Raw genomic sequence first — 20,091 nt, 5'->3', positions numbered from 1 at the left:
ACCCTGCTCTGCCTACCATCGCCCCAAAAGGAGTAAGTAATGCAAAGCCTGTTGGACCCTGCGATCTTGTTTTTTGCCCTGGGGGCGTTTGCAGGCCTGGTGCGATCCAACCTGGAGATGCCTGCAGCCATCTCGAAGTTCTTGTCGATCTACCTGCTGATGGCACTGGGGTTGAAAGGGGGCTTTGCATTGGCCGCGTCGGGCCTGACGCCCAGTGTGCTCAGCAGCCTGGGCCTTGCCGTACTGCTTGCGGTGGTGGTGCCGCTGGTGGGCTACGTGCTGCTGCGTCGGGTGCTGTCGGGCTTTAACGCGGCGGCGGTGGCGGCCACGTACGGGTCGGTGAGCGCAGTGACGTTTGTGACGGCGACGCAGTACCTGGAATCGCAAGCGGTGCCGTACGGCGGCTACATGGCGGCGGCCATGGCGCTGATGGAGTCGCCCGCGATCATCCTGGCCGTGATGCTGGCCAATGCGCAGCGCCAGCGCATGGCTGCTGCGGCCTCCGCGCCCCACGCGCTGCATGCGCAGCCCGTGCTGGCCGTGGCGGCGCCCGGTGTGGGCGGAGTGGCTACATCCACGCCACAGGCGGGGCATGGCGGGCCTGGCCTGTCGATGGGCAAGATCCTGCACGAGTCGTTTACCGATGGCACACAGCTGCTGCTGTTGGGCGCGATGGTGATCGGGCTGGTGACCGGTGAATCTGGCAAGGCGGCCATGCAGCCTTTCTCGGGCGACCTGTTCAAGGGCATGTTGTGCCTGTTCTTGCTGGACATGGGGCTTGCCACCGCACGCAGCCTGCCTGCCGTGCGCAACCAATCACCCTGGCTGCTGGCCTATGCGGTGCTGGGGCCCCTGGTGCACGCCAGCCTGGCGCTAGGCCTGGCATGGGTGGCCAAGGTGCCCGCAGGCGATGCCGTGCTGCTGATGGTGCTGGCAGCCAGTGCGTCGTACATCGCGGTGCCGGCGGTGGTGCGCTATGCCATCCCCGAGGCAGACCCTTCGCTGTATGTCAGCCTGTCGCTGGGCCTGACGTTTCCGCTGAACATCGTGTTGGGGATTCCGCTGTACACGCAAGTGGTGCTGGGCCTGTGGGGGGTGTAGCGCTGAATGCAACCCGCCCAATCCACTATTATTTTCATAGCTACTAGCGATTTATAGATAAGCGATAGAGGCCAATTTGATTCATATTTTTGCTGCACAGCCTGTCAAAACAGGCTGCTCTGCCCTTGCAGCAAACCCGGCTGGAACTGGGCCAGATCCAGCTCTACCCGTTCGCGGTTGAGCCCCAGCTTGCGGCAGGTGGTGGCAAACCGCTGGCGCACCAGATCGGCCCATAGGCCGCTGCCTTTCATGCGGGACACAAAGTCGCTGTTGTAGGTTTTGCCTGCGCCACGCTGGGCGTCTGTCAGGTTGTGCAGGTCTTGCACCCGCGCCATCACGCGGGCTGCGCGCTGGGGGTAGTGCACCTGCAGCCATTCGCGAAACAGCGTGTCCAGCTCCCACGGCAGGCGCAACACGGTGTAGAAGGCGCTGCGGGCACCGGCGGCATGTGCGGCCTCCAGCACCTGCTCCATGTCTTCGGTGATGAATGGGATCTGTGGCGCCACGCTCACGCCCACGGGCACACCCGCATCGGCCAGCGCGCGAATGGTGCGCAGGCGCCGGTGGGGCGCCGCGGCGCGGGGCTCCATGCGGCGGGCCAGTGCCGGGTCCAGCGTGGTGATGGTGACGTACACGGCGGCCAACCGCTGCGCGGCCAGCGGTGCCAGCAGGTCCAGGTCACGCTCGACCCCGCTGGATTTGGTGATGAGCGAAAACGGGTGTCGCGCGTCGCGCATCACCTCGATGAGGCTGCGGGTGAGTTGAAGGTCACGTTCTACGGGCTGATAACAGTCGGTGGCCGAGCCAATGTTGAGCAGACGCGGCACATAGCGCGGCGCGCACAGCTCGTCGCGCAGCAACCGGGCAATGTTCTGCTTGGCGATGATCTGGGTTTCAAAGTCCAGCCCTGGCGACAAGTTGAGGTAGCTGTGCGTGGGCCTGGCGTAGCAGTAGATGCACCCGTGCTCGCAGCCACGGTAGGGGTTGACCGACAGCTCAAAAAAGATGTCCGGCGAGTCGTTGGCACAGATGGCGCTGCGCGCGGTTTCCAGGTGCACGCGGGTGGCCAGCGCGGGGGCGGGTTGCGCGTCGTCTGCGCCGTCCTCTTCTTGCCAGGGTTGATGGTTCCACCCGTCGTCCACCACCTCGCGCGCGTCCCGTACAAACCGGTGCGCCATGGCTGTGGCCGCGCCCCGGCCACGGATGGCTTGCAGGGGGATGCGGACCTCTTCGGCGGGGTGCTGGACGTCAGAAACGTCTGTGGAAATTTTGATCATAACTGTACAAATATACAGTTACTTTGATCTTGAATCCGAGACACCCTCCTCCTGAAACAGATCCTCGATCACCCCCCGCAGCCACTGGTTGCCCGGGTCGCTCTCAAACCTCTGGCTCCAGTGCAGCGACACCGTGAAGTCGCGCAGCGGCAGTGCGGGCTCGATGATGGTGTAGCCCGCATCGGCAGCAAAGGTGCGGGCAATGTTGCGCGGCATGACCACGGCCAGGTCGGTGGCGCGCACGATGGCGGGCAGCACCATGAAGTGCTCGGTGGTCAGGCGCAGGCGGTCTTGCAGCTGTTGCATCTCCAGAATACGCAGGGTGTCTGAATGGCTGCGCACGGCCACAAACTCCAGCTGGCGCAGATCCTTCAGCAATGCGGGCCCGCTGCGTTTGCGCTGGGCAAAGGGGTGGCCTGCGCGCAGCAGCACGATGTAGCGGTCTTTGAGCAATTGCACGCGCTGGGTGTCTTTGACGGTGGGCAAAAAGCCAAACGCAAAGTCGATGCGACCGCTGTCGAGCAGCGGTGCAATGTCTGCGCGCGGCACGGGCAGGGTCTCCAGCCGCACTCCGGGGGCCAGGCGCTGCAGCTCCACCATCAGGTCGGGCAGAAAGCGGCCCTCGCCAATGTCGCTCATATGGATGCGAAACACCTTGCGCGACTGCAACGGGTCAAACCGGGCGGACTCGTTGAGTGCCTCTTCCAGCAGTCCCAGCGCGCTGCGCACGGCGTTTGCCAGGCGGTCGGCCTTGGGCGTGGGCTGCACACCTCCGCCTGCGCGCACAAACAGCGGGTCTTTGATGAGCAGGCGGAGGCGTGTCAGCGCCTGGCTGGCGGCGGGCTGGGTCAGCTCCAGCATGTCGGCCGCGCGGCTGACATTGCGGGTGCGGTACACCGCGTCGAACAGCCGCAGCAGATTCAGGTCGATGTCTTTGATATGCATTGAATGAATACTGCTTAGTTGCTTCATTGTATTGATGGATGACGCGCAGACCCGCAAGATCAGGTGCTCGTTCTTGCCTTGCTGCATTCCATGAACCATTCCCACGAAGACACCCACCGCGTTGCCACTGACGCAAAGCACCGCCCCACCGTTCGCGAGGTGGTGCTTGACCTGCTGCGCGGGTTTCAGATCAACACCATCTTCGGCAACCCGGGCTCCACCGAGCTGCCGCTGTTTCTGGATTTCCCCAGCGACTTTCGCTACATCCTGGGCCTGCAAGAGGCCGTCGTGGTGGGCATGGCGGATGGCTATGCGCAGGCCACGCACAACGCGGCCTTCGTCAACCTGCACTCCGCAGCCGGTGTGGGCCACGCAATGGGCAACATCTTTACGGCGCACAAGAACCGCACGCCTATGGTCATCACGGCCGGGCAGCAGGCTCGGTCCATCCTGCCGTTCGACCCTTTCCTGTTCTCCGGCCAGGCCACCGAGTTGCCCAAGCCTTATGTGAAGTGGAGCATCGAGCCCGCCCGCGCCGAAGACGTGCCGCTGGCCATTGCGCGCGCCTACTACATCGCCATGCAGCAGCCGCGCGGGCCCGTGCTGGTGTCGATTCCTGCCGACGACTGGGACAAGCCGTGCGAGCCCCTGCAGCCGCGCATGGTGAGCACCGAAACCCGGCCCGAGCCGCGCGTGCTGGACGCCATTGGCAGTGCGCTGGACGCCGCAAAGCGCCCCGTGTTTGTGGTGGGCGCGGCGGTGGACCGTGATCGTGCCTGGGACGACGTGGTGCAGCTGGCCGAGCGCCACAACGCGGCGGTGTGGATTGCGCCCATGTCCGGGCGCTGCGGGTTTCCGCAAAACCACCCCCTGTTTGCAGGCGTGCTGCCCGCGATGCGCGAAAAGATCGTGTCGCTGCTCAGTGGGCACGACCTGGTTTTTGCGCTGGGAGCGGCCGCTTTCACCTACCACGTCGAAGGCTTTGGCCCCCACGTGCCACCCGGCGCACAACTGGTGCAACTGATTGAAGACCCGGGCACGGCGGCCTGGACGCCGGAGGGTACGTCCGCTGTGGGGGGTATTCGCCTAGGGGTGCTGGACTTGCTGGCGCGCCCTGCCCCCGCGCCGCGCGCCCTGCCCGCGCCCCGTGCCGCGCGACCGCGTGCGGAGCCGTCTGCCTTGATGAGCGTGCCCTTTGTGATGCAGACCCTGGCCGAGGTGCGCGATGCCGCATCTATCGTGGTGGAAGAAGCACCCAGCTCGCGCGCAGCCATGCAGGCCTATCTGCCCATCGTGCAGAGCGAGACCTTCTACACCATGTGCAGCGGCGGGCTGGGCTACGCCATGCCCGCTGCCGTGGGCGTGGCGCTGGGCAAGCCCGGCCAGAAAGTGATCGGACTGCTGGGCGACGGCTCGGCCATGTATTCCATCCAGGCGCTATGGAGCGCGGCGCAGCTCAAGCTACCCATCACCTTCATCATCCTCAAGAACCGGCGCTACGCCGCGCTGCAGGAGTTTGCGCCCACCTTCGGCTTTACCGAAGGCGCCAAGCTGGAAGGCACCGACCTGCCGGACCTGGACTTTCTGGCGCTGGCGCACGGCCAGGGCTGCGATGCAGTGCACGTGAGCGATGCGGCACAGCTGCACCAGGTGCTGCGCGATGCGCTGGCACACCCGCGCGCGATTCTGGTGGAGGTGGATGTGGCCTGAAGCACCCTTGCCCATATTCCCCACACCCATTGCTCATTCCATCAACACACCAGACCCGGCGCTACCGGGCGACCCCTTTTCCGGAGACAAACATGCATCCTTCTCAACGCGCGCCTTCTCAACCCATCCGCCGCCTGCTGAGCACCCTGGCATGCGCTGCCGCCAGCCTGTTGATCACACCTGCAGCCGTGGCAGACACCTGGCCCAGCAAGCCGATCAAAGTGGTGGTCAACTTCCCGGCCGGAGGTGTGGCTGATCAGATTGCTCGGGCAGTGTCGCAGCCGCTGCAAACAGCGCTGGGGCAGCCCGTGGTCATTGAAAACCGGGGCGGCGCTGGCGGCAATATCGGTGGCGATGTGGTGGCCAAGTCGGCCGCCGACGGGTACACCTTGCTGCTCAGCTCGGGCGGCATGGTGTCGGTCAACCCGCACCTGTATCCCAAGATGCCGTTCGACCCGGTCAAGGACCTGACGCCGGTGGCTGCTGCCGCGCGGGTGCTGGTGTTTCTGGAGGTGCGGCCCACGCTGCCGGTCAACAACATCCAGGAGTTTCTGGCCCACCTCAAAGCCAACCCGGGCAAGCTGACGTTTGGCACGCCGGGCAACGGCAGCTCGCCACACCTGGCGGCAGAGATGCTCAAGTCACAGGCGAACGTGTTTGCCGTGCATGTGCCCTACCGTGGAGCAGCCCCTGCCATGCAGGACCTGCTGGGTGGGCAGGTGGACTTCATGTTCGACCCCGGCATTGGCCTGCAGCATGTGAAGGCGGGCAAGCTCAAGCTGCTGGCGGTGGGCAGCACCAAACGTTCGGCCATGTTCCCCGATGTGCCTACGCTCGATGAAGTGGGGCTCAAGGGTTTTGATGCGGACACGCTGTTTGGCTTCTACGCCCCGGCAGGCACGCCGCCCGAAGTTGTCACGCGGCTGAACCGCGAGATCAACAAGATCCTGGCCACCCAGGCGGTGCAGGACCGTATCGCCGCGCTGGGCGGGGTGCCCGCGCCCATGTCGCCTGCGGAGTTCAACAACCGAGCCGCAGCGGACAGCGCACGGCTTGGCGCACTCATCAAGGCACGCAACATCCAGAGCGATTGAGCCCCCTGCTCCGTCACGGCGGGCAACGGTGCGTGCCGCACCCGGGCTTGGCGTTGTCTGCGCCTGCTGGGACACACCGACCGCAGCACGCACCGCAGCACACCGCCAAGGCCGACTCTCAGGCCCAGTTGTTCGACAAAGCCACCAACAAGCCCGTCCCCACCAGCCCCGCTTGCCAGCGCAACGCCGTAGACCACGACGGCACATGCTGCTCTACCCGCAGGTACAACCAGCGCCCAGCAGCCAGCGACAGCACAAACGCCAGCAGCATGCCCAGCGCGTTGATCGCCGGTGAATCTGGCCACAGATGCCCCACGACCGCGTTGGCCAGCAGGCACACAGCAAAGTGCACCAGAAACACCGAATAAGACATCTGGCCCAGTTGCACAAGGGGCGCCCACTGGCTCAATCCACTCAACGACCGCACACGCTCAGAGCGCAACGCAAACACCAGACACAGCGCAGTGACCAGCGCCACAGCCACACGGCCACGGTAGTCGATGGCAAGCGCTGCGCCGCCCAGCAACACGATGGCCGCTAGCCACCCGTGGGCGCGCGGCGCACGCACGGCCCAATACGCCAGCATGCCCAAGCCATACGCCCCAAAAAAGTACAGGGCCCACATGTCCAGCCCCGCTATGCGGTTGAAGAACCACAGCGAGGCTGCGACGCCCGCAACGATCAACCCCCGCGCCAGGTTTGCGGCATGCCGGTGCGCCCAGGCGCCAGGCAACGCGCGCACCCCGGCCCAAACCAGCACGCTCAGGCTGAACAATTGAAAGTCGATGGCCACGTACCAGACACCGGCGGACAGCGCGTCTTCGCCCACCAGGTCCTGCAGCAGCAAAGCGTTGGCCAGCAACTGCGATAGCGTGGGTTCATCCGGCACCGAGGGGTGCGCCACCCACGTACGCACCAACGCGGACACCACTACGGTCAGCACCAGCGCCACGGCATAGGGCACCACCAGCCGCACAAACCGTTTGGCGATGGCGTTACCTGCATGGTCAAACCGCGCTACGCCAAGCGGCGCCAGGCTGGCTGCGGCCAGGTAGCCGCCCACCACCAAAAACACCTGCACCGCCATGCGCCCGTAGTCATACAGCCAGGCCATCAGCGATGGTGCCAGCGGCTGGGCAATGTCGGACATCGGCCCATAGAAAGCCAGGTGGTGCCAGACGATGGTGATACATGCCAGGCCCTTGACCATGTCGATCAGCGGCGAGCGAGAGGGGGCAGAAGACATGGAACTGGACGGAAAGAAATGGGGCCAGGGTAAGGAAGATAGGCCATCCGCCCTGAGGGCTCGGTTGGCTAAAACCTTCGATTGTCATCTGCAGCCGCTTTCTTGGGAGGCGCAGAACGAGGTCTTTTGCGCAACGCCCTAACGGCGCATCCACCCTCCAGACAATACTGGATTTTCAGTAATTACTGAAAATTCAGTAAATAAGGTGCACAATTCCTTCCCATATGACCTACGTCAACCAACTACCACCTCTCAACCGCCAGTTTGTGGCCCATTTTGGCGAGATGGGCAGCCGCTGGGGCATCAACCGCACCGTCGGCCAGATGTATGCGCTGATCTTTCTTTCGCCGCGCCCGCTCAACGCGGACGAGATCGCCGAAACGCTGGAGTTCTCGCGGTCCAACGTGAGCATGGGCCTGAAGGAACTGCAGGCCTGGCGCCTGGTCAAGCTGAGCCACCAGCCGGGGGATCGGCGCGAATACTTTGAAGCGCCCAAAGATGTGTGGGATATCTTTCGCGTTCTGGCCGAAGAGCGCCGCCGCCGCGAGATCGAACCCACGCTGTCGATGCTGCGCATGGCCCTGCTGGAAGAACCCAGCTCCGACCAGGAGCGCCATGCGCAAGAGCGCATGCGCGAGATGCACGAGCTGATCGATCGCCTGATGACCTGGTTTGACGATGTGCAGCGCCTGGCCCCCGAAACAGCCATGCAGCTGATGGGCATGGGCACCGCCGTGACGCGGGTGCTCGAATTCAAAGACCGATTGACCGGCAAAAGCGCCGGTACCGCTAAGAGCAACAATCAAGGAGCTTGAGCCATGGACGCCTTCATGCTGTCGCGAATCCAGTTCGCCGCCAACATCAGCTTTCACATCCTGTTCCCCACCATCACGATTGCGCTGTGCTGGTTTCTGGTGTTCTTTCGGCTGCGCTACACGGCAACCCGCGGCACACCAGCGGCGCTGGGGTGGGAGCAGGCGTACTACTTCTGGACCAAGGTGTTCGCGCTGACGTTTGCGCTGGGAGTGGTGTCGGGCATCACCATGAGCTTTCAGTTCGGCACCAACTGGCCGGGCTTCATGGAGCATGTGGGCAACATTGCCGGGCCGCTGCTGGGCTACGAGGTGCTGACGGCGTTTTTTCTGGAGGCCACGTTCCTGGGTGTGATGTTGTTTGGCCGGGGCCGCGTATCCGAGCGCGTGCACCTGGCCGCCACGTTGATGGTGGCGTTTGGCACCACGCTGTCCGCGTTCTGGATCTTGAGTTTGAACTCGTGGATGCAGACGCCCGTAGGCTACGAAATCATTGACGGCAAGTTCCATGCGGTGGACTGGCTGGCCATTGTGTTCAACCCGTCGTTCCCCTACCGGCTGGGCCACAAGCTGCTGGCATCGGCCCTCACGGCGGGCTTCTTGATTGCGGGCGTCAGCGCCTGGCAGTTCATCAAAGGCACGGCCAACGAGGGCACACGCAAGGCGCTGCGTACGGCCATCACTGCGGTGGCCCTGGTGATACCGCTGCAGATCTTCATGGGCGACTTGCACGGACTAAACACCCTGGAGCACCAGCCCGCCAAAATCGCAGCCATTGAAGGCATCTGGCACACCGAAAAAGGCGCGCCGCTCACCCTGTTTGGTCTGCCCAACGAGAAGGAAGGCCGCACCGACTACGCACTGCAGATCCCCAAGTTCGCCAGCCTGATTCTCGCGCACGATATCAATGCCGAACTCAAGGGGCTCAATGAGTTTCCGGGCGCCCATCCCCCCGTGGCGCCGGTGTTCTGGGGCTTTCGCGTGATGGTGGGCATGGGCATGCTCATGCTGGCGGTGGCCTGGGTGGGGGCGTTTGTGCTGTTCCGCCGCCGCAAGCAAGACCTGGCCACCCTGCCCCGTCCGCTGCTGTACACGCTGGTGGGCATGACGTTCTCTGGCTGGGTGGCCACGCTGGCTGGTTGGTATGTGACGGAGATCGGCCGCCAGCCTTATCTTGTCTATGGCCTGTTCAAGACCGCCGATGCGGTGGCGCCGCATGCACCGGCCATGGTGGCCACCACGCTGGTCGCATACCTCACGGTGTACGTCCTGCTGCTGGCCGCCTATGTGGGCGTGATCAAGTACATGTCAGAACACCCCACCATGCCCGTGCCCGCCGTGCCGCCGCCGTCGCCACAGCCGCTGACACAACGTCCACATCGCCCATCGGTCTGAAACGAACCCGGTTCAAAGGAGTACCCCATGGACTTGACTCTGGCCCATACCCTTCCCCTAGTGTTCATGGCCATCATGGGCCTGGCGCTGCTGGCGTACGTGATCCTGGACGGCTACGACCTGGGCGTGGGCATTCTTTTGCCCTTTGCCAGCGATGCAGAAAAAGACGTGATGGTGTCCAGCATCGGCCCATTCTGGGACGCCAACGAGACCTGGCTAGTGCTGGGCGTGGGCGTGCTGCTGATCTGCTTTCCGATGGCGCACGGCATCGTGCTCACCGCCCTGTACCTGCCCGTGGCAGTCATGCTGCTGGGTCTCACGCTGCGGGGCGTGGCGTTTGACTTTCGCGTGAAGGCACGCGACTCGCACAAGGCCACGTGGAACCGCCTGTTCGCGGGCGGGTCGCTGGTAACCACCATGGCCCAGGGCTGGATGCTGGGTGCGTATGTCACCGGGTTTCAGAACGATGCCTGGGGTCTGCTGTTTTCTGCCGGCATTGCGCTGACATTGCCCGCCGCCTACGCGATGCTCGGCGTGGGCTGGCTGTTGATGAAGACCGATGGCGACCTGCAGCACAAGGCCGCGCGCTGGGGCCAGCGCGTGTTGTGGCCCATGGGGCTTGCATTGGCAGGCATCTCGCTGGCCACGCCGCTGGTCAGCCAGACGGTGTTTGCCAAGTGGTTTGTGCTGCCCGAGCTGTTTGCGCTGCTGCCCATCCCGCTGGCCTGCGTGGCAGCGTTTTTTGCCATTCGCCACGTGCTGGCCACCCCGCGCGTGGTGCAGGCCGGCTATGGCTGGATCGTGTTCGTGGCCACCGTGGTGATCTTTGTGCTGGCCTTTTTTGGCCTGGCGTACAGCATCTATCCCTACATCGTGATCGACCGGCTGACCGTGTGGGACGCCGCCAGCGCCACAGAGTCGCTGGTGGTGATCGGCGTCGGCGTGGCGATCACGCTGCCCGCGATCATCGTCTACACCATCTTCATGTACCGCGTGTTCTGGGGCAAGGCGCGGGAGCTGACCTACGGGCTCTGATCTTCTTCGTCGATCGATCAATACCGCAGGCCACCTTCTGCATCCACAATGGCCAGCTCCACATAGGTGGAGCCGTTGTGGCTCTTGGGCGAGTACTTCACGCTGAAGCGCCCGAACGATATCTCGCCAGCGTCTTCCATGGTCTTGATGAAGGACTCGGTGGTCAGATTGCGCCCGGTGCGGCGCAGCCCCTCCACCAGCAGGCGCGCGTGCACAAAGCCCTCAAACTGCGACGCCGAGGGCTGCGCCGTGGGTGACTTGGCGCGCAGCAGGCTCAGGTATTCGGCCACCACGGGGATGGTGGTGTTGCGCAGCGACGGCATGATCTGCGCCAGGATGATGCCGCGCGCCTTGTCCTTGAGTTCGCGGTTGATCACGTCCAGGCTGGCGACAGAAAAGCCGTAATAGGCAGGCCGTGCGGCCGTCTGCTGCACTGCCTTGATGTAGTGGGTGAAGGTTGCACCGGCCGTGGCCACGATCACCGCCTGGGGTTGCGCCTTCTCGGTAGCGGCTGCGGCCGCTACAAAGTCGGGCTGCTTGGGGTCTACCTTGATCTCGGCAATGAAAGGGAACTTCTCCTCGTCCGACGCTTTCTTCAGCTCTGCCGCCAAGGTCTTGCCCAGGCCGTCGTCCTGGTAGAACACCGCGACACGGCTCATGCCCTGCTGGCGCAGCTGCGAGACGATCTTGCTGGCCTCGCTGGCATAACCCGCGCGTACATGGAACACCAAGGGGTTGAGCGTCTCCCGAAAGGCCGATGCACCCGTCACAGGGCCGAACAACAAGGTGCGGTGCTCCTTGATCAACGGCAAGATGGCTGCGGTCTGCGCCGTACCGGTGCTGTTGTAGATCATGAAAACCTTGTCAGCCTCCAGCAGCTTGCGGGTGTTCTCCACGGCCTTTTGCGCATCGAAAGCGTCGTCCAGCGTGGTGTAGCGGATCATGCGGCCGTGCACGCCGCCCTGCGCATTGACGGCATCGAACATCAGCCGCGAGCCTTCTCCATATTGCGCCGTCTGCGGGCCCAGCGGGCCAGAGAGCACGGCGGACGCGCCCAGCCGGATCTCGTCAGCTGTCACGCCCTCGTTACGCGCATGGCCCAAGCCGCTGGCGCCCAGGGCAACCAGCAGCAACACAAATGATCGAAAAAACATCACGCGCTTACCTTGCTAAGAATGGCTGACCGATATGCCAAAGCGTGCCGACGCGCACATCAGCATGCACGCCACTTTGGTTATTGATGATCACCATTATCTGCAGCGCGCTGCGGTGGGCTTATGGGGTTTGCCCTTGCCTGGGCACACCCCAAACGACTTCGCCCGCCGTGCGCAGCAGGCACACGGCGGGCGAATGAAGCACCTCTCACAACCGCTCCGCACCGTGTCCGGTGGGCGGCACGAGGAAGGCCGTCAGCGCGCCATCAGAGCTTGAGGCGCGCGCGCGCAGCCTCGTACTCGCTGCGCAGCTTGGCCACCAGCTCGGCCGTGCTGGTCACGGCATTGATGGCGCCAATGCCCTGGCCGCAGCCCCAGATGTCTTTCCAGGCCTTCTTGGCGTCGCCGCCAAAGTTCATCTTGCTCGGGTCGGACTCGGGCAGGTTGTCGGGGTCCATGCCGGCCGCGCGGATCGACGGGGCCAAGTAGTTGCCGTGCACTCCGGTGAACAGGTTGCTATAGACGATGTCATCGGAGTTGCCGTCCACGATGGCCTGCTTGTAGGCATCGCTGGCGCGCGCCTCATGCGTGGCGATGAAGGCCGAGCCGATGTAGCCAAAGTCTGCGCCCATGGCCTGAGCGGCCAGCACGGCATCACCGCTGGCGATGGAACCGCTCAGCGCTACCGGGCCGTCGAACCACTGGCGGATTTCCTGGATCAGCGCAAACGGGCTCTTCACACCCGCATGGCCACCCGCACCAGCGGCCACGGCGATCAGGCCATCGGCGCCCTTTTCAATCGCTTTGTGCGCAAACTTGTTGTTGATGATGTCGTGCAGCACCACGCCACCCCAGGCATGCACGGCCTGGTTCACATCTTCGCGCGCGCCCAGGCTGGTGATGATGATCGGCACCTTGTACTTGGCGCAGACTTGCATGTCGTGGTCCAGGCGGTCGTTGCTCTTGTGAACGATCTGGTTGATGGCAAAGGGCGCGGCGGGCTTGTCGGGGTTGGCCTTGTTGTAGGCGGCCAGGGTCTCGGTGATCTCGGCCAGCCATTCGTCCAGCAGTTCAGCAGGGCGGGCGTTGAGCGCAGGCATGGAGCCAACTACGCCAGCCTTGCACTGCTCGATCACGAGCTTGGGGTTGCTGATGATGAACAGCGGCGAGCCGATGATGGGCAGCGACAGGTTTTGCAGCGCGGCGGGCAATTTGGACATGGCAACAACTTCCTGAACAGGTTTTTGGATGAAATAGGGCTCTAGCGCTTATCCATCAAGCGCTAGCAGCTATCATTTTTATATCAACGAACTGCCCACTCTGCGGGCAGCCGTCTCGTCACAGCACGCTCGATCTCAAAAGGATTCCAGTGCCAGCTCGGTCACACTGGCCGCACCTTCCACAATCGAATCACGCAAGCCCGGCGCCTTCACCAGAATGTGGTCGGCATAAAACTGGGCCGTGGTGATTTTTGCGCGCATGAAGGCTTCGTCCTGTCCCTTGTGCAACAGGTCTTGCGCCACCAGCAAGCTGCGCGCCAGCTGCCAGCCCGCCACCACGTTACCCGCCAGCATCAGGTAGGGCACGCTGCCCGCGAACACCGCATTGGGCTGGGCCTTGGTGCCGCCCGCCACAAAGTCGATCACATCGAGCAGCGCCTTGCGTGCAGCTGTCAACCGCTTGGCCACCACCAGCGCGGCGGGCGTGCCACTGGCCAGCAGGTCGGCCTCGGTCTTCTCGATCTGCGCGGCAATGCCCTTGGCCACCTGCCCGCCATCGCGCGCCGTCTTGCGGCCCACCAGGTCGTTGGCCTGGATGGCGGTGGTGCCTTCGTATATGGTCAGGATCTTGGCGTCGCGGTAGTACTGGGCAGCGCCGGTTTCCTCAATGAACCCCATGCCGCCATGCACCTGCACGCCCAGGCTGGTCACTTCCAGGCTGGTCTCGGTGCTGTAGCCCTTGACCAGCGGCACCATGAATTCGTAGAACGCCTGGTTCTGCTTGCGCGTCTCGGCATCAGGGTGATGGTGAGCGGCGTCAAACGCGGCCGCCGCAACGGTTGCCATGGCGCGGCAGCCTTCTACCGTGGCGCGCATGGTCATGAGCATGCGCTTGACGTCGGGATGGTGAATGATGGCGGCGCTGGCGTTGATGCTGCCGTCCACGGGGCGGCTCTGCACACGGTCTTTGGCGTACTGCACGGCCTTTTGGTAGGCGCGCTCGGAGATCGCGATGCCCTGCATGCCTACAGCGTAGCGGGCTGCGTTCATCATGATGAACATGTATTCAAGGCCACGGTTTTCCTGGCCAACCAAGTAGCCGACGGCACCGCCGTGGTCACCAAACTGCAGCACCGCCGTGGGCGATGCCTTGATGCCCAGCTTGTGTTCGATGCTCACGCAATGCGCATCGTTGCGCGCGCCCAGGCTGCCGTCGTCGTTCACCATGAACTTGGGCACCACGAACAGGCTGATGCCCTTGACGCCTTCGGGCGCGCCCTGAACACGGGCCAGCACCAGGTGGATGATGTTCTCGGCCATGTCGTGCTCACCGTAGGTGATGTAGATCTTGGTGCCGAAAATCTTGTAGGTGCCATCAGGCTGTGGTTCTGCGCGCGTGCGCACCAGGGCCAGGTCGGAGCCGGCCTGCGGCTCGGTCAGGTTCATGGTGCCCGTCCACTGGCCGGTGACCAGCTTTTCCAGGTACTTGGCCTTGAGCTCATCGCTGCCCGCCGTCAGCAGCGCCTCGATGGCGCCGTCGGTCAGCAGCGGGCACAGCGCAAAGCTCATGTTGGCGCTATTGGTCATCTCGATACAGGCCGCGCCAATCGTCTTGGGCAGGCCCTGGCCGCCGAAGTCGGCCGGGTGCTGCAGGCCCTGCCAGCCGCCTTCGCCGTACTGGCGGAAGGCCTCCTTGAAACCGGGCGTGGTCGTCACTACGCCTGCGTTGAAGCTCGACGGGTTCTTGTCGCCTTCCCAGTTGAGCGGGGCCAGCACGCCTTCATTGAACTTGGCGCATTCTTCCAGCACGGCGGCGGCCGTGTCCAGGCCGGCATCTTCAAAGCCAGGAATCTGCGCAATCTGTTCAATATTGGCCAGATGCTCGATGGCGAACAGCATGTCTTTGACGGGGGCGGTGTAGCTCATGGGTGTCTCCGGGAAATTTCGTCAAAAAAAAGGCATCGCGAGCGATGCCTTTCAGTGCCTGGGCCGCAGCACAAACGCAGCCTCAGTACACGTCTTACAGGGCCTTGACCAGTTCCGGCACAGCCGCAAACAGGTCCGCCTCCAGCCCATAGTCGGCCACGCTGAAGATCGGTGCCTCGGCATCCTTGTTGATCGCCACGATCACCTTGGAGTCCTTCATGCCGGCCAGATGCTGAATGGCGCCCGAGATACCGGCTGCGATGTACAGCTGCGGCGCCACGATCTTGCCGGTCTGGCCCACTTGCCAGTCGTTGGGGGCGTAGCCTGCGTCCACTGCAGCGCGGCTGGCGCCCAGGGCAGCACCCAGCTTGTCGGCCAGCGGGGTCATGACTTCGTCGAACTTTTCTTTGCTGCCCAAAGCGCGTCCACCGGAGACGATGATCTTGGCGGCGGTCAGCTCAGGGCGGTCGCTCTTGGCGATTTCGCTGCCCATGAATTGGCTCTTGCCGTCGTCGGCGGTGGCTACAGCGGTTTCTACGGCGGCAGAGCCACCGGTGGCGGCTGCGGCATCAAAGCCGGTGGCACGCACGGTGATGATCTTCACGCTGTCGGTGCTTTGTACGGTGGCAATGGCGTTGCCGGCGTAGATGGGGCGCTCGAAGGTGTCGGCAGAAATCACTTTGGTGATGTCGCTGACCTGCGCCACGTCCAGCTTGGCGGCCACGCGGGGGGCGACGTTGCGGCCGCTGGCGGTGGCGGGGAACAGGATGTGGCTGTAATTGGATGCGATGGCCAGCACTTGCGCGGCCACGTTCTCGGCCAGGCCGTGTTCCAGGCCAGGGGCGTCGGCGTGGATGACTTTGGCGACGCCAGTGATCTGGGTGGCTGCTTGTGCGGCGGCACCCGCGTTGTGGCCAGCGACCAGCACGTGCACGTCGCCACCGCATGCCACTGCGGCGGTCACGGTGTTCAGGGTAGCGCCCTTGATGGATGCGTTGTTGTGTTCGGCAATAACGAGTACGGTCATTTCTTGTGCTCCTTAGATGACTTTGGCTTCGTTCTTGAGTTTTTCGACCAGAGCGGCCACGTCGGCCACCTTGATGCCTGCGCCGCGCTTGGCGGGCTCGGTGACTTTCAGGGTCTTGAGGCGGGGCGCCACGTCTACGCCGAGGTCTTCGGGCTTGACGATGTCGAGCTGCTTTTTCTTGGCCTTCATGATGTTGGGCAAGGTGACGTAGCGGGGCTCGTTCAGGCGCAGGTCGGTGGTAATCACTGCGGGCAGTGTGAGGGCCAGGGTTTCCAGGCCGCCGTCCACTTCGCGGGTCACGCTGACCTTGTCCGCCGAGAGTTCTACCTTGTTGGCGAACGTGGCTTGGGGCAGGTCGGCCAATGCAGCCAGCATCTGGCCGGTCTGGTTGGCGTCGTCGTCGATGGCTTGTTTGCCCAGGATCACGAGGCCGGGCTGCTCTTTGTCGACCAGGGCCTTGAGGATCTTGGCAACTGCCAGGGGCTGCAGTTCGACGTCGGTTTCCACCAGGATGGCGCGGTCGGCACCGATGGCCATGGCGGTGCGCAGGGTTTCCTGGCACTGCGTTACGCCGCAGGACACTGCGATGACTTCGGTCACCAGGCCTTTTTCTTTCAGGCGCACGGCCTCTTCAACGGCGATTTCGTCAAAGGGGTTCATGCTCATCTTCACGTTGGCGATGTCCACACCCGTGTTGTCCGATTTGACGCGGACCTTCACGTTGTAGTCCACCACGCGTTTGACAGGGACCAAGACCTTCATTGCTGCGGCTCCTAGAGTTGGTTGAATTGACGTTTACGTAAACTGGAACATTCTATGCCGCAGTGCAACGGAGAGCGCTGCGGCCCGAAACCTGAGAGAGACCGATCAAAAAAGCACGATCGTTCTTTTTCGAGATTATAGGCCAGTGCACCGGCGCACGGTCTAGAGAGCGCTGTCACATTGGTGCGCGTGCGGTTGTTCAGGCTGCCGGCCCTGCATCCCCTTCTGCTGGAGATGGTCTTCTCGCCGGCATCAATGGCAGATCGTGCGCCTGCACGTGCATCACCCGCTGCGGGTAGGGGATCTCGATCTGGTGGCTGCGCAGCGCATCAAGGATGGCCCGGTTGATGGCCGAGCGCAAGCCCAGCAATCCGTTTTCCGGGTCGGCAATCCAGAAGCCCAGGGTGAACTCCAGCCCGTCGGCGCCAAACGCAGACAACGCCGCACTGGGTTCAGGATCTCTCAGCACACGGGGACTGACGAGAGCCGCCTCTGACAACAGGCGAGCGACCAGATCGACATCACTCTCGTAGGCCACGTTCACCACGGTAGACATCCACACACGGGGGTCTGACAGCGACAGATTCTCTACGCGCTGGGTGATGAGCAGCTCGTTGGGCACGATGGATTCCCGCCCGGAGGGTGATCGGATCACCGTGTAGCGGGCATTGATCTGCGTGATACGCCCCTCGAAGGTGTCCAGCTTGACGTTGTCGCCAATGCGCATGCTCCGCTCGGCCAGGATCACAAACCCGCTCACGTAGTTGGCGGCCAACTTCTGCAGGCCAAAACCAATGCCAACGCCCACCGCGCCACCCAACACTGACAGGGCGGTCAGGTCAATACCCACCGCTGACAGCGCCATGATCAGCCCGACGAACACCAGCAGCGCACGCATGGCATTGCTGACCGCCTTGCGCAGCGACAACTCGCCGCCGGTGGCGGAGCGCAGCAAGCGCGCCTCGATGGCCGCGGAAATCCACAGTGCCAACAGCAACACCGCACCGGCAGTCAGTGCGCCTTCAATCATGGTGCGAACCGACAGGGTGGAGGCCCCCACCTTCCAGGTGATTTTGTCCAGCTCTTCAAGCACCCGGGGCAGCAAGCCCGTAACCCACAACACCATTGCCAGCCAGGCCATCCACGAGATAGACCGCTCAATCGGGCGCACCCAGGCCGAATCCGGAAACGCGACCTGCAGCACCTTGGCACCAATGCGGATGACCACCAGCGACATGAGCACCGGTATCACCACCTTGAAAGCCGCCAGCGGCACCCATGTGACCAGCAACATGCGCGCAAGGTAACCCAGGCCCAGCAGCATGATGGGGAACAGCACGCCATCCACCACCCGGGTGCCGAACAGAATAGAGCGTGAGTCGGCCTGCCCCAGCCCCCGGCTGAGCGCCGTCACAACACCCCACGCCAGCGCCACACACACCACCAGCGCCGCCAGTTCGATGAGTACCGTGGGCTGCACAAAAGCCTGCAGCCAGCGACCCACGTCGTCGAGCACGGGGCTGTTGTTGGTCAGGCCGGTCATCAGGATTGCTTCCAGGCGGGTACGCGTTTTTCGGCAAAGGCGCGGGCACCTTCTTGCGCGGCATCGTCCATCATGTTGGTGGCCATGGCCTGGCCTGCCAACTGGTAGGCAGCCTCCAAGCCCAATTCGCGTTGCTGATAGATCAGCGCCTTGCCCATGGCCACTGCTACACGCGGCTTTTGCACAATGGAGTGCACCAATTTTTCGACCTCGGCGTCCAACGCATCCATAGGCACCACGCGGTTCACCAGCCCTTGCGCGAGGGCGGTGGGCGCGTCGATGAAATCGCCCGTGAGCAGCATCTCCATGGCACGCTTGGCTGGCACGTTGCGCACCAAAGGCACGCTGGGTGTAGCGCAAAACAGGCCGTAGTGAATTCCGCTGGTGGCAAAACTGGCGCTGTCCGCTGCCACCGCCAAGTCACACTGTGCGACCAACTGACAACCCGCAGCCGTAGCCATGCCTTGCACCCGCGCGACAACGGGCACCGGCAGCTTGTGGATCGTCAGCATCATGCGGCTGCATTGCGCAAACAGCTTCTGGTAGTAGGCCAAATCCGGATTGGCAGCCATGTCCTTAAGGTTATGGCCTGCGCAAAACGCCTTGCCCGCAGCGGCCAACACCACTACGCGCACAGATTCGTCGCGGCCAGCAGCTTCCAGCGCTTGTTGCAGCGCAGTGAGCATCTCGCTGCCCAGCGCATTGAAGCGGGCGGGGTCGTTCAGGGTGAGGGTGACCACGCCGCGCGCATCGCGGGTGATCTGCAGCAGCTCATCAGAATTCGAAGTCATCATGTCATTACTCCTAGGCTTTGCAGGCGTCAGGGCGCCCAAAACTGGCGCGATCCCAACCCAGAGCCACCGTGGAACTGGCTTTGCCAGGCCACGGGTGGCGTCCCCCTCTGGGGGAAGACGCCGCAGGCGGCTCAGGGGGAGTCAAAGATCAGCCAGCACGCGCAAATGCGCTTCCACGCTGCGCGCCAGTGGGCCCATCACATAGCCGCCCTCCAGGCACGACACGATGCGGCCCTTGGAATGGCGGCGCGCTATGTCCTTCACACGCTGGGTGATCCAGGCATAGTCCTGCTCGGTCAAGCCCAGTTGGCCCATATCGTCCTCGCGATGGCCATCAAAGCCTGCACTCACAAAAATCATCTCGGGCTTGAAGGCCTCCAGCCGGGGCACCCACAACATCTCGATGATCTCGCGGATGTCCATGCCGCGCGTGTAGGCAGCGACAGGCACGTTCACCATGTTGGGCGCAGGATCGTGGTCGCCGCTGTAGGGATAGAAAGGGTGCTGAAAGATGCTGACCATCAGCGCGCGCGGGTCGCTCGCCAGAATGTCTTCGGTGCCATTGCCGTGATGCACATCAAAATCGACCACCGCCACGCGCTGCAGGTTGTAGCGCTGCAACGCATATTTGGCAGCCACCGCCACGTTGTTGAAGAAGCAAAACCCCATGGCCTTGTCGCGACAGGCATGATGCCCAGGCGGGCGAACCGAACAGAACGCGTTCTCGATCTCCCCTGCCATCACCGCGTCGGTCGCGGCCAGCGCTGCACCCGCCGCCCGCAAGGAAGCGTTCCAGGTATGGGCGTTGATGGAGGTGTCGGTGTCAATCTGCGCGTAGCTGGGGCCACCGGCCATCATTTCCTCGTTCAACCGGTCTGACATGCCCCGCAGTGCAGCAATGTGCATACGGCCATGGGCCAGTTCGATGTCGGCCAGCGACGCTTCGGGGGCGTCGTACCGCTCCAACGCATCGGCCACGCCGGTGATCAGCAAGCGGTCTTCAATGGCATCCAGCCGTTCGGGGCACTCGGGGTGGCCCGGGCCCATCTC

17 protein-coding genes are annotated in these 20,091 nt (G+C 63.5%); 6 read left to right on the top strand and 11 right to left on the bottom strand.

The window, feature by feature from the left end:
- The first annotated feature begins 39 nt into the window (after positions 1-39).
- On the top strand, positions 40-1,101 hold the full coding sequence (locus ACK4OE_RS03015) for a sodium-dependent bicarbonate transport family permease (protein ID WP_409882899.1): 1,062 nt from the start codon (positions 40-42) through the stop codon (positions 1,099-1,101).
- A 104-nt stretch (positions 1,102-1,205) separates the two neighbouring features.
- Here the strand turns inward: ACK4OE_RS03015 and ACK4OE_RS03010 are convergent, their stop codons facing one another.
- Positions 1,206-2,378 (bottom strand): PA0069 family radical SAM protein, encoded by a 1,173-nt coding sequence (locus ACK4OE_RS03010; RefSeq protein ID WP_409882897.1) that lies wholly within the window; start codon positions 2,376-2,378, stop codon positions 1,206-1,208.
- Positions 2,379-2,396: 18 nt separating this feature from the next.
- On the bottom strand, positions 2,397-3,323 hold the full coding sequence (locus tag ACK4OE_RS03005) for a LysR family transcriptional regulator (protein ID WP_409882896.1): 927 nt from the start codon (positions 3,321-3,323) through the stop codon (positions 2,397-2,399).
- 90 nt (positions 3,324-3,413) lie between these two features.
- Here ACK4OE_RS03005 and mdlC point away from each other — a divergent pair, with 90 nt between their 5' ends.
- Complete coding sequence (mdlC, locus tag ACK4OE_RS03000) at positions 3,414-5,033, top strand: benzoylformate decarboxylase (protein ID WP_409882895.1); 1,620 nt, start codon at positions 3,414-3,416, stop codon at positions 5,031-5,033.
- Between the two features lie 92 nt (positions 5,034-5,125).
- Complete coding sequence (locus ACK4OE_RS02995) at positions 5,126-6,127, top strand: Bug family tripartite tricarboxylate transporter substrate binding protein (protein WP_409882894.1); 1,002 nt, start codon at positions 5,126-5,128, stop codon at positions 6,125-6,127.
- Positions 6,128-6,245: 118 nt separating this feature from the next.
- Here the strand turns inward: ACK4OE_RS02995 and ACK4OE_RS02990 are convergent, their stop codons facing one another.
- Positions 6,246-7,373 (bottom strand): acyltransferase family protein, encoded by a 1,128-nt coding sequence (locus ACK4OE_RS02990; protein ID WP_409882893.1) that lies wholly within the window; start codon positions 7,371-7,373, stop codon positions 6,246-6,248.
- Positions 7,374-7,597: 224 nt separating this feature from the next.
- On the opposite strand from ACK4OE_RS02990, the gene ACK4OE_RS02985 reads away from it, so the two are divergent.
- From ACK4OE_RS02985 to ACK4OE_RS02975, 3 genes are read left to right on the top strand one after another with little or no spacing between them, the layout of a single operon-like run.
- The gene (locus ACK4OE_RS02985) at positions 7,598-8,188 is read left to right on the top strand and encodes a GbsR/MarR family transcriptional regulator (RefSeq protein ID WP_409882892.1); all 591 of its coding nucleotides are present in this window, start codon (positions 7,598-7,600) and stop codon (positions 8,186-8,188) included.
- A 3-nt stretch (positions 8,189-8,191) separates the two neighbouring features.
- Positions 8,192-9,580 carry a cytochrome ubiquinol oxidase subunit I gene (locus tag ACK4OE_RS02980; RefSeq protein WP_409882891.1) on the top strand — a complete coding sequence of 463 codons (1,389 nt, stop codon included), beginning with the start codon at positions 8,192-8,194 and terminating at the stop codon, positions 9,578-9,580.
- A gap of 27 nt (positions 9,581-9,607) precedes the next feature.
- Complete coding sequence (locus ACK4OE_RS02975; RefSeq protein ID WP_409882889.1) at positions 9,608-10,615, top strand: cytochrome d ubiquinol oxidase subunit II; 1,008 nt, start codon at positions 9,608-9,610, stop codon at positions 10,613-10,615.
- A gap of 17 nt (positions 10,616-10,632) precedes the next feature.
- Here the strand turns inward: ACK4OE_RS02975 and ACK4OE_RS02970 are convergent, their stop codons facing one another.
- The 8 genes from ACK4OE_RS02970 to ACK4OE_RS02935 form a co-directional block, all read right to left on the bottom strand.
- Positions 10,633-11,769, bottom strand: a complete 1,137-nt coding sequence (locus tag ACK4OE_RS02970) for an ABC transporter substrate-binding protein (protein ID WP_409882888.1) — start codon at positions 11,767-11,769, stop codon at positions 10,633-10,635.
- A 266-nt stretch (positions 11,770-12,035) separates the two neighbouring features.
- Positions 12,036-12,989, bottom strand: coding sequence for an NAD(P)H-dependent flavin oxidoreductase (locus tag ACK4OE_RS02965; RefSeq protein ID WP_409882887.1), 954 nt, complete (start codon positions 12,987-12,989; stop codon positions 12,036-12,038).
- Positions 12,990-13,124: 135 nt separating this feature from the next.
- On the bottom strand, positions 13,125-14,915 hold the full coding sequence (locus tag ACK4OE_RS02960) for an acyl-CoA dehydrogenase (RefSeq protein WP_409882884.1): 1,791 nt from the start codon (positions 14,913-14,915) through the stop codon (positions 13,125-13,127).
- A gap of 94 nt (positions 14,916-15,009) precedes the next feature.
- Positions 15,010-15,942 (bottom strand): electron transfer flavoprotein subunit alpha/FixB family protein, encoded by a 933-nt coding sequence (locus tag ACK4OE_RS02955; protein ID WP_409882882.1) that lies wholly within the window; start codon positions 15,940-15,942, stop codon positions 15,010-15,012.
- Positions 15,943-15,954: 12 nt separating this feature from the next.
- Complete coding sequence (locus tag ACK4OE_RS02950) at positions 15,955-16,704, bottom strand: electron transfer flavoprotein subunit beta/FixA family protein (protein WP_409882880.1); 750 nt, start codon at positions 16,702-16,704, stop codon at positions 15,955-15,957.
- A 199-nt stretch (positions 16,705-16,903) separates the two neighbouring features.
- Positions 16,904-18,247, bottom strand: coding sequence for a mechanosensitive ion channel family protein (locus ACK4OE_RS02945; RefSeq protein ID WP_409882879.1), 1,344 nt, complete (start codon positions 18,245-18,247; stop codon positions 16,904-16,906).
- Positions 18,247-19,041, bottom strand: coding sequence for an enoyl-CoA hydratase (locus tag ACK4OE_RS02940; RefSeq protein WP_409882876.1), 795 nt, complete (start codon positions 19,039-19,041; stop codon positions 18,247-18,249). The genes ACK4OE_RS02945 and ACK4OE_RS02940 overlap by 1 nt, the downstream gene beginning before the upstream one ends.
- A gap of 141 nt (positions 19,042-19,182) precedes the next feature.
- Positions 19,183-20,088 (bottom strand): histone deacetylase family protein, encoded by a 906-nt coding sequence (locus ACK4OE_RS02935; RefSeq protein ID WP_409882875.1) that lies wholly within the window; start codon positions 20,086-20,088, stop codon positions 19,183-19,185.
- Positions 20,089-20,091: the final 3 nt, after the last annotated feature.

It is taken from the genome of Acidovorax sp. (assembly GCF_046314175.1).
Taxonomy (GTDB): domain Bacteria; phylum Pseudomonadota; class Gammaproteobacteria; order Burkholderiales; family Burkholderiaceae_C; genus Acidovorax.
Note: the sequence above shows the minus strand (reverse complement) of the source record. Positions and strands in the feature narration are given on the sequence as shown.